At 66.9% G+C, this 9,369-nt stretch carries 9 protein-coding genes and 1 riboswitch; of the genes, 5 read left to right on the plus strand and 4 right to left on the minus strand.

Annotation, left to right across the window (positions count from 1 at the left end):
• Window positions 1–142: 142 nt before the first annotated feature.
• From BLR95_RS05150 to BLR95_RS05165, 4 genes are all read left to right on the plus strand, one after another.
• Window positions 143–1,189 (plus strand): TRAP transporter substrate-binding protein, encoded by a 1,047-nt coding sequence (locus tag BLR95_RS05150; RefSeq protein WP_176787627.1) that lies wholly within the window; start codon window positions 143–145, stop codon window positions 1,187–1,189.
• Window positions 1,190–1,197: 8 nt separating this feature from the next.
• Window positions 1,198–1,794, plus strand: coding sequence for a TRAP transporter small permease (locus BLR95_RS05155; RefSeq protein WP_092616413.1), 597 nt, complete (start codon window positions 1,198–1,200; stop codon window positions 1,792–1,794).
• A gap of 30 nt (window positions 1,795–1,824) precedes the next feature.
• Window positions 1,825–3,120 (plus strand): TRAP transporter large permease, encoded by a 1,296-nt coding sequence (locus tag BLR95_RS05160; protein ID WP_092616416.1) that lies wholly within the window; start codon window positions 1,825–1,827, stop codon window positions 3,118–3,120.
• A 90-nt stretch (window positions 3,121–3,210) separates the two neighbouring features.
• Window positions 3,211–3,627 carry a GFA family protein gene (locus BLR95_RS05165; protein ID WP_092616419.1) on the plus strand — a complete coding sequence of 139 codons (417 nt, stop codon included), beginning with the start codon at window positions 3,211–3,213 and terminating at the stop codon, window positions 3,625–3,627.
• A 213-nt stretch (window positions 3,628–3,840) separates the two neighbouring features.
• Here the strand turns inward: BLR95_RS05165 and BLR95_RS05170 are convergent, their stop codons facing one another.
• Complete coding sequence (locus tag BLR95_RS05170; protein WP_218119487.1) at window positions 3,841–4,662, minus strand: LysE family translocator; 822 nt, start codon at window positions 4,660–4,662, stop codon at window positions 3,841–3,843.
• 6 nt (window positions 4,663–4,668) lie between these two features.
• The gene (locus tag BLR95_RS05175) at window positions 4,669–5,589 is read right to left on the minus strand and encodes an NAD(P)-dependent oxidoreductase (RefSeq protein WP_092616425.1); all 921 of its coding nucleotides are present in this window, start codon (window positions 5,587–5,589) and stop codon (window positions 4,669–4,671) included.
• Window positions 5,590–5,747: 158 nt separating this feature from the next.
• A riboswitch (TPP riboswitch) is annotated at window positions 5,748–5,877 on the plus strand.
• 96 nt (window positions 5,878–5,973) lie between these two features.
• Between BLR95_RS05175 and thiC the strand changes: the two genes are divergently transcribed.
• A complete protein-coding gene (gene thiC / locus BLR95_RS05180; RefSeq protein WP_092616428.1) occupies window positions 5,974–7,788 on the plus strand; it encodes a phosphomethylpyrimidine synthase ThiC in 1,815 nt (604 codons plus the stop codon).
• Here the strand turns inward: thiC and BLR95_RS05185 are convergent.
• Both BLR95_RS05185 and BLR95_RS05190 read right to left on the minus strand, forming a co-directional pair.
• The gene (locus BLR95_RS05185; protein WP_092616431.1) at window positions 7,783–8,247 is read right to left on the minus strand and encodes an NUDIX hydrolase; all 465 of its coding nucleotides are present in this window, start codon (window positions 8,245–8,247) and stop codon (window positions 7,783–7,785) included. The genes thiC and BLR95_RS05185 overlap by 6 nt on opposite strands.
• Before the next feature lie 9 nt (window positions 8,248–8,256).
• Window positions 8,257–9,129, minus strand: a complete 873-nt coding sequence (locus BLR95_RS05190; RefSeq protein ID WP_218119488.1) for a LysR substrate-binding domain-containing protein — start codon at window positions 9,127–9,129, stop codon at window positions 8,257–8,259.
• Window positions 9,130–9,369: the final 240 nt, after the last annotated feature.

The raw sequence follows: 9,369 nt of genomic DNA on the forward strand, positions 1-9,369 counted from the left end.
CGGGCAAGCCACCTTGCACCGCACCGGGGTGTGGCCTTGTGCCGCCGATCGGGTATGATCCCGGGGCAAGCGTTATGTGATCATGTCAGGCCGCCCCGGGGCAGCGGGGGGGCCACCCACGGGGAGAGGGGAGACCATCGCCATGTTCCACGCCATCACCAGCCGCCGCCGTCTGGCGCGCGGCCTGTTCGCCCTGGGCCTGGCCGGCCTCGTGCTGGGCGCCCAGCCGGCGCGCGCCGAGACCGTGCTGACCCTGTCCAACTGGCTGCCGCCGACCCATCCCATCGTCACCGACATGCTGGGCCCGTGGCAGGAAAGCGTGGCCAGCGCCTCGGGCGGCGAGCTGCGCATCGAGATGCTGAAAGCCCCCCTGGGCAAGCCGGCGGCGCACTTCGACATCGCCCGCAACGGGCTGGCCGACATCACCTTTGCCGCCCACGGCTACACCCCGGGCCGCTTCCCGCTGACCAACGTGGTCGAGCAGCCCTTCATGACCCCCAGTTCCGAGGCCATGTCGGTGGCCTTCTGGCGGCTGTTCGAGAAGACCCCGGCCCTGCAGGCCGAGCATGACGGCGTGCACGTGGTGAGCCTGTTCACCCACGGCCCCGGGCACTTCTTCAACACCCGCCGCCCGGTGACCAGTCTGGCCGACGCCGAGGGCCTGAAGATGCGCATCGGCGGGCGCACCGCGGCCGCCGTCGGCGAGCGCCTGAAGGTGGTCTCGGTGCCGGTGCCGCCGCCGGAGGTGTTCAACGCGGTGTCGCGCGGGGTCGTCGACGGGGTGCTGTTCCCCGACGAATCGGTGGCCTTCTTCAAGATCGACCGGGCCATCAGGTACGGCACGGCGGTCCCCGGCGGGCTGTACAACACCAGCTTCTTCGTGGTCATGAACCAGGCCAAGTACGACAGCCTGTCGCCCGAGATGCAGCGCGTGCTCGACCTGACGGCCGGCGAAACCTTCGCCCGCCGGGCCGGCAAGGCCTGGGACAGCGCCGACGCCCGGGGCCGCCAGACCAACCTCGCCGCCGGCATGGAGATCATCCAGCCGAGCCCCGAGTTCCTGGCCGACCTGAAGGAAACCCTGGCCCCGGTCACCGAAGCCTGGATCGCCGAGGCGGCCGAACAGGGGGTGGACGGCCGCGCCCTGCTGACCGAGCTTGAGGCCGAGCTGGCCCGGGCCGACCAGTAACCACCCCCATGCAGGACGGCGACCACGCCACCGACGGACACCAGAACGCGGGCGGGGCAGAGGCCCCGCCCGTCGCCTCCGGCGCACCGAACGAAGAGGACCCGCCCACCGAGGGACCGCCCATCGAGGGCTGGCTGGGCCGGGCCGCCCAGCGCACGGCCGACGGGCTCAGCCTGCTGGCCGGCGGGGCGCTGTTCGCCATGATGCTGGTCACCCTGGTCGACGTCATCGGGCGCGGCCTGTTCGACAGCCCGCTGCCCGCCGCCTTCGAGCTGACCGAGTTGGGCATGGGGCTGATCATCTTCCTGGCCCTGCCCCTGGTCGGCCTCAAGGGGCGGCATGTGGTGGTCGATTTGATGACCTCGCTGTTCAAGGGACCGCTGGGCCGCATCCGGCTGATCGTGGTGCAGCTTTTGGCCGCCGGGGTGCTCGGCGTGCTGTCCTGGCGGCTGGCCGTCAAGGCGGCCGATCTGGCGGCCTACGGCGGCAAGACGGTGTTCCTGCAAATCCCCCTGGCACCGTTGGCCTGGGTGATGTGCGGCGGCGCCGCCCTGGCCGCCGTGCTTGCCCTGTTCGCCCTGCCCGCCCTGTTCTCCCGGCGCTGACCACCGCGTTTCCAAAGGACCCCCTTCGGCATGGAACCCTGGGCCCTCGGGCTGATCGCCGTCCTGGTGCTGATGTTTCTCGGCCTGCCCATCGCCTTTGCCATGGGGCTGGTCGGGGTGGTCGGGGTGGCCCTGATGCTGGGCAACATCACCCCGGCCCTGCACATGATCGGCCAGATCACCTTCGACACCGTCTTGTCCTATGATCTTTCCGTGGTGCCGCTGTTCGTGCTGATGGGCAACTTCGTCACCCGGGCCGGCATGTCGGACCAGCTTTACGCCGCCGCCTATGCCTGGCTGGGCCGCTTCCGGGGTGGGCTGGCCATGTCGACCATCGCCGCCTGCGCCGGCTTCTCCTCGGTCTGCGGCAGTTCGCTGGCCACCGCCGCCACCATGGCCCGGGTGGCCATGCCGCCGATGCGCCGCTACGGCTATCACCCCAGCCTGGCCACCGGCTCGATCGCCGCCGGCGGCTCGCTGGGGATTCTCATCCCGCCCTCGGTGGTGCTGGTGCTGTACGGGCTGATGACCAGCACCGACATCGGCAAGCTGTTCGTCGCCGGGGTGCTGCCGGGCCTTTTGGGCGCCCTGGGCTACATGGCGGCAATCGCCGTGCTGACCTGGCGGCGCCCCGAGCTGGGCCCCCCGGGCGAGGCCTTCTCGCTGCCCCAGGCGCTGGCCGCGACGCGCGGCGTGGCCGGCATCGGGGCGCTGTTCGTGATCGTCGTGGGCGGCATCTACGGTGGCCTGTTCACCCCCACCGAGGCGGCCGGCATCGGCGCCTCGGGGGCCTTCCTGTTCGCCCTGGCGCGGCGCCGGCTGACCCTCGCGGGGCTCGTCGAGGTGCTGAAGGACAGCGTGATCACCACCGCCATGCTGTTCTCGATCCTGATCGGCGCCCTGCTGTTCGCCAACTTCATCAATCTGGCCGGGTTGCCGACCGCGCTCGGCGGCTGGGTGGAGAACAGTGGCCTGCCGCCGCTCGCCGTGCTGGCCCTGATCCTGGTCGTCTACGTGGCCCTGGGCGCGGTGCTGGAAAGCATGTCGATGATCCTCTTGACGGTGCCCATCTTCTTTCCGCTGGTCGCCGGAATGGGCTTTGATCTGATCTGGTTCGGCATCATCGTGGTGGTGATCACCGAGATCAGCCTGATCACCCCGCCGGTGGGGATGAACGTCTTCGTGCTGCGCGCCGTGCTGCCCACCGTGCCCACCGGCACCGTGTTCAAGGGCATCGTGCCGTTCCTGTTGGCCGATCTGGTGCGGCTGGTGTTGCTGGTGCTGGTGCCGGGGATCGTGCTCGCCCTGCCGGCGATGATGGATTAGCGCCAATCGCGCGCGATCCGGCAGGGCTCGCGGCGGCGATTTGCCGCGATATCAAGAATCCAAGGCGCTGCTTCAGAAGGAGAGCAGACCATGCAACGGTTCACCGGCGGCTGCCTGTGTGGCGCCGTGCGTCTGGAAGCCACCGGGCAGCCGCTTCGGGTCGGGCTGTGCCACTGCCTGGACTGCCGCAAACACCACGGCGCGCTGTTCCATGCCTCGGCGGTGTTCCCGGCGACGGCGCTGCGGGTCGAGGGCGAGACCGGCGAGTACCAGGGGCGGGTGTTCTGTCCGCGCTGTGGCTCGTCGGTGTACGCCCGCTCGGGCGACGAAGTCGAGGTGAACCTGGGCAGCCTGGACGCCCCCAACCAGTTGCAACCGACCTACGAATTGTGGACGGTGCGCCGCGAATCCTGGCTGCCGGCCTTCCCGCTGGCCGAGCGGTATCCCCGAGACCGCGAGCCCGTGGAGAATGGGGAGGAGGGGGAGCCAACCCGCCCGGCGCCGTAGAGGATGTTGCCTGATTTGTGACTCACACAACCTGCTCCAGGCTTTTGATATTGCCGCAAATCGTCGTCCCGATCCGTCCCGGATCGCTCGGGATTTGAGACTCTTGATTGACGCAAATCGTCGTCACGCTCCGTTCCGGACCGCTCGGGATTTGAGACTCTTGATTGACGCAAATCGTCGTCGCGATCCGTTCCGGATCGCTCGGGATTTGCTCTATGCCGCAACCAGCGCCAACCCCACCGACACCACCAGCATGATGGCGAAGATGATGTTCACCGCCCGTCCGGCAACGGGGTTGGTCAACACTCGTGAAAACAGCGCGCCAAAGGCGAGCCATGCGGTGTTGACGATCACGATGACGAGCGTCAGCGCAACCAGCTTGTAGAGGGCATCGACCGTGGGATCGTCGGCGACCAGGGTGTGGCCCGCATAGACCGCCCCGATCGCGGCAAATGCCTTGGGATTGGCAATAGCCAAGCTGAAACCCGGGACGAATGACGGCGCCTGCGCCGGTCGAGGGGCGAGAGCAGATCGTGCGAAATGTGAATCGCGGAGCGCTTCAGATTTCGCACGACCTGCTCTCGATTTCAGGTGTAGAGCCGATCTGAGCGAAAAATCGGGAACCACCAAGTGGTTCCGATTTTTCGCTCTCGGCTCGAGCCCTCCGACCGGCGCCGTGGCAATTTTCCACGCGAGATAGAGGATGTAGGCCCCGGCGAGAATCGTCAGCGCCGTGAGAAGGATCGGCTGGGTCAGGACAACGGCGGTAACGCCGGTCGCGATCATAAGCAGGACAACCGTCGTGCCAATGATGATGCCGACAAGGTAGCCGAGGCTCTGCCGGAAGCCGAAGGCGGTGCCGAGGCCGGCCAGGCTCATGGTGGCCGGCCCGGGGCTTCCCATCAGCGGCAACGCGGCAAGCCAGAGTAGAAGGAGGTCATTTGCCATGGGCGGCACCGATGCGGGAAGCCGCACGCTCTTGACCGGGAAGCGGCGCGCGGGCCGAGAGGGCGCCGAGGCCGATTGCCATTCCATTCGCGCTCATGTCGTACCCGCCTTCTCAGCCTTCACCAGTGAATTGCGGTCGGTTCGGGCCTCGATCGCGCGGATCACCGAGATCATGTCCTCGTCCGCGAACCCCAGGCCTTCGGTCTCGCCGTAGAGGGCGAGGCATGCGTCCATCAGGGGCGACGCGATCCCGGCCTCCCGGGCGGCCTCGACCACGAGGCGGTTGTTCTTCAGCACATCGGAGATTGCCGCCTGACGGGCGAAATCGTGCCGCGCAAGCTTCTCAAGCTTGACCCGGGAGACATCGCTGGCCATCGGTCCGGCGTTCAGAATGTCCGTGAAACGGCTCATCTCGAGGCCGTGCCGGGCGGCGAAGTGGGCCGCCTCGGCCAGCCCCGTGACCATCGTGATCAGGAAGGTGTTCACCGCAAGCTTCATGTGCAGGGCACCGGGCACCGCGCCGCAGTCGACCAGCTCCTTGCAGATCGGGGACAAGACCGGACGCAGGCGCGCGACATCCTCGGCATCGCCGGCGAGCATGCCGACCAGTTGCCCCGCCTCGGCGGGTTTGCGCGAGCCCGAAACCGGGGCTTCGACGTAGCGCCCGCCGGCCGCGCGAATGTGTTCGGACAGGTGTTTCGAATAGTCCGCCGAGACGGTGCCCATGGAGACGATGGTCCGCCCGGCGACGCGGCGTGCGAAGTCCGGGCCGTGACGACAGAGCACCGCGTCGGTCGCCGTGTCGTTTTCCAGCATGAGAAGGACCGTCTCGCAACGGGCGAAGAGATCGGCCGCGTCAAGGGCAACCGTGGCGCCGGCCTGCTCCAGCGCGGCGCAACGGTCGCTTGTCCGGTTCCAGACGACGAGGGGCGCGCCGGCCCGCACGAGGTTCAGCGCCATGGGGGCGCCCATCGTGCCAAGGCCGATGAAGCCGATTGGTGAATCCGGCGGCATGTCCACGTCTCCAGGCTCCCGATGGTCGCTCCGTCAAGCTTATACGCCAGCCGCCGTTTGGAAAAACGAATGCTCATTGAGTCTGGGTTCAAGAAAACGGGTATGTTTCAACCGCCGGCCGGGTGGTTGACAAAGCGTGGGTCGGAACGCAGTCTTGGCACATTCACCCGGGGGGTCCCGCCAAGGGGCTGAGATTCTGATGGCCGGTCCGGCAGGTCCGCGCAGCGCAGTGACCCGATGAACCTGATCCAGTTCATACTGGCGTAGGGATGGTGCTCGGGCTGCGCGGCTTTGGCCAAGACCTCCACGGTGTTTCACGCGGCCACCCTCCATTCATTCCCGCGAACTGGGTCTCCACGCTTCGGGCACTGGAGGCTCCGACCGATGAAAGACATCTCTCCCGCCGTCACCACGGGACCGCTCCCCGCCTCGCGCCGCGTCTGGCAGACCGGCGTTCTCCACCCCGAGATCCGCGTTCCCCTGCGCGAGATCGACCTGCACCCCACGGCGGGCGAGCCGCCGGTCACCGTCTATGACAGCTCCGGCCCCTACACCGATCCCGAGGCCGAGATCGCCATCGAGCGCGGCCTGCCACGCCCGCGCGAGGCCTGGATCGCCGCGCGGGGCGATACGGAGCGGTATGAAGGCCGCCATGTGAGGCCGGAGGACAACGGCTTTGCCCAGGGCGAGCGCCTGACGCCGGCGTTTCCCGTCCGGCACGAACCACGGCGCGCGAAGGCTGGCCGCGCCGTCACCCAGTTGGCTTATGCCCGCGCCGGGATCGTCACCCCGGAGATGGAATTCGTCGCCATCCGCGAGAACCTCGGCCGGCAGGCGGCAAAGCAGGCGCTGACCCGTGACGGGGACGCTTTCGGCGCGGCGATTCCTGATTTCATCACGCCTGAATTCGTCCGCGACGAGGTGGCGCGGGGCAGGGCGATCATCCCGTCCAACATCAACCACCCGGAGGCCGAGCCGATGGCCATCGGGCGAAACTTCCTGGTGAAGATCAACGCCAATATCGGCAACTCGACCGCTGCCTCCTCGATGGCGGAAGAGGTGGACAAGATGGTCTGGGCCACCCGTTGGGGCGCCGACACAGTGATGGACCTGTCGACGGGCCGCAACATTCACAATATCCGCGACTGGATCATCCGCAATTCCCCGGTGCCGATCGGCACGGTGCCCCTTTATCAGGCGCTGGAGAAGGTCGGCGGCATTGTCGAGGATCTCTCCTGGGAGGTCTATCGCGACACGCTGATCGAGCAGGCGGAACAGGGGGTGGACTATGTCACCATCCACGCCGGCGTGCGCCTGCGCCATATTCCGCTCACCGTGGACCGTGTCACCGGTATTGTCTCGCGCGGCGGCTCGATCATGGCCAAGTGGTGCCTGCATCATCACAGGGAAAGCTTCCTCTACGAACGCTTCGAGGAAATCTGCGACATCTGCCGCGCCTATGATGTGTCCTTCTCGCTGGGCGACGGCCTGCGCCCCGGCTCGATCGCAGACGCCAACGACGCCGCGCAGTTCGCCGAGCTCGAAACGCTGGGAGAGCTGACCAGGATCGCCTGGGCCAAGGATTGCCAGGTGATGATCGAGGGACCCGGCCATGTGCCGATGCACAAGATCAAGGCCAACATGGACAAGCAGCTCGAGGTTTGCGGCGAGGCGCCGTTCTATACGCTCGGCCCGCTGACCACCGACATCGCGCCGGGTTACGACCACATCACCTCCGGGATCGGCGCGGCGATGATCGGCTGGTTCGGCACGGCGATGCTCTGCTACGTGACGCCCAAGGAGCACCTCGGCCTGCCCGACCGCGACGACGTGAAGGTGGGCGTCATCACCTACAAGATCGCGGCCCACGCCGCCGATCTCGCCAAGGGCCACCCGGCGGCGCGGATTCGTGACGACGCGGTTTCGCGCGCGCGGTTCGAATTCCGCTGGGAGGATCAGTTCAACCTTGCGCTCGACCCCGACGCGGCGCGCGCCATGCATGACGAGACCCTGCCGAACCAGGCGCACAAGGTGGCGCATTTCTGCTCCATGTGCGGGCCGAAGTTCTGCTCCATGCGCATCTCCCACGACATCCGCGCCGAGGCCCGGAAGGAAGGCATGGCGAAGATGGCCGAGAAGTTCCGCGAAGGCGGGGAGCTGTATATGCCGCTCAAGGACGCACGATGTGGGCCCTCATGACCGGCCGTCCTGCTGGGTGGCGATGTCGGCTGCCAAACGGGCAACCTTGGCGACATCGAGACTGAGGGCAAGTCCGGCGCCGTCCAGTTCGTCCAGACGAAACCATCGCGCTTCGAGAGCATCGTCCCCAGCGACCGGATCGCCGGCAACCCAGTCGCACAGCACCGCAATCAGCACGAAATGCCGGCGAAGCCGACCGTGTTCGTCGCGGTCGAAGGCATCGACCGCGGTGAAGACACGGCGCGCTTGTCCACGGACCCCGGTTTCCTCGAAGAGCTCCCGGACGGCGGCGGTTTCCATCGGCTCGCCGGCTTCGATCTTGCCGCCCGGAAACCCCCAACGGCCGGCATCCGGCGGATTGGCCCGACGCACCAGAAGAATGCGCCCTTCATGGATGACGGCGGCAATCGTGGCGGCGATTGGGAAAGGCTTGAAGATGTGCCGTGGTGTTGCGGGCATGGTGGCCTCTCAATGCGGAGTCACCCGATCAAGCGTTTCCCTCTGCAGCGCCTGACACAGGGCTTGCGCGGCGGGTGTCGCGTTTTGTGATCGGAGCATTCTCAACTCGATGACCGGAAGGCTTGGCAGACAGAGACCATCGCCCACGCGAATGATGTCATCGGGCACGCCATGGCCCGTTCGCACGGCGATTCCCAGCCCGGAACGCAGCGCGCCCCATATGCCCGGGAGGCTTGGTGTCGTCACCGCTATCCGCCAGCGCCGGCCCACCTGGTCGAGCTTGGCAAGCGTTGCCTGTCGGAACAGGCAGGGGTGATCGAACATCACCAGCGGAACCCGGGTCTGCGCCGGGATGTCGGCGAAGGCAGTGTGCGCAAGCCAATGCATCGGCAGTTCACAAAGAAGTTCTCCCTCGCCCCCGGCCCGCCGGGGGAAGAAGACGATTGCACCATCAAGACGGCCGGCGCGGATTTCCTCACCCAAGGTATGGTTCGGGCCGGCACGCACCTCGACATGAACGTCCGGATGATCGCTTGCAAACGCCGCCAGCGTGGCCGGCATCACATCGTCGAAGAAATCCTGGGGGAGGCCGAGACGCACGGTTTCCGAAGTGACGGCCGCGCCCAATGCGCGTGCGGCTTCATCGTTGAGTGCGATGATCCGGCGCGCATACGCGGCAAGGGCTTCGCCGGCCTCGGTCGGCACCAGGCCTCTGCCCTTGCGCACGAACAGCTGCGTGCCGGCCTGCCGCTCAAGCTTTTTGAGCTGCATGCTGACGGCCGACTGCGATCGTCCGAGCGCCACGGCGGCCCGCGCGAAACTGCGCAAGTCTATGCCGGCCACCACCGCACGCAGGGCATCAATGTCAAAAGCAGGGCCCACTTCACAGTTCCAAAAGTCACGACTTAAGCATATTCGCCAACCAGAAGCATAGGGGCCGGCCAGAGTCGCCGTCAATCCGGTGCGCCAAATCGACCACCGCGCGACAGCCCCAGAATCAAGAAAGCCCGTAACCTATTGAGGTTAAGGGCTTAATTGGTTGCGGGGGCTCGCAACCAACTTAGCCTACTGTTCAACTCCAAAGACATCACCGGCACGGGCGGCGGCTTCAAACCGCCGGTT

Origin of the sequence: Roseospirillum parvum, assembly GCF_900100455.1 — a bacterium.
In the GTDB taxonomy this organism is placed as follows: domain Bacteria; phylum Pseudomonadota; class Alphaproteobacteria; order Rhodospirillales; family Rhodospirillaceae; genus Roseospirillum; species Roseospirillum parvum.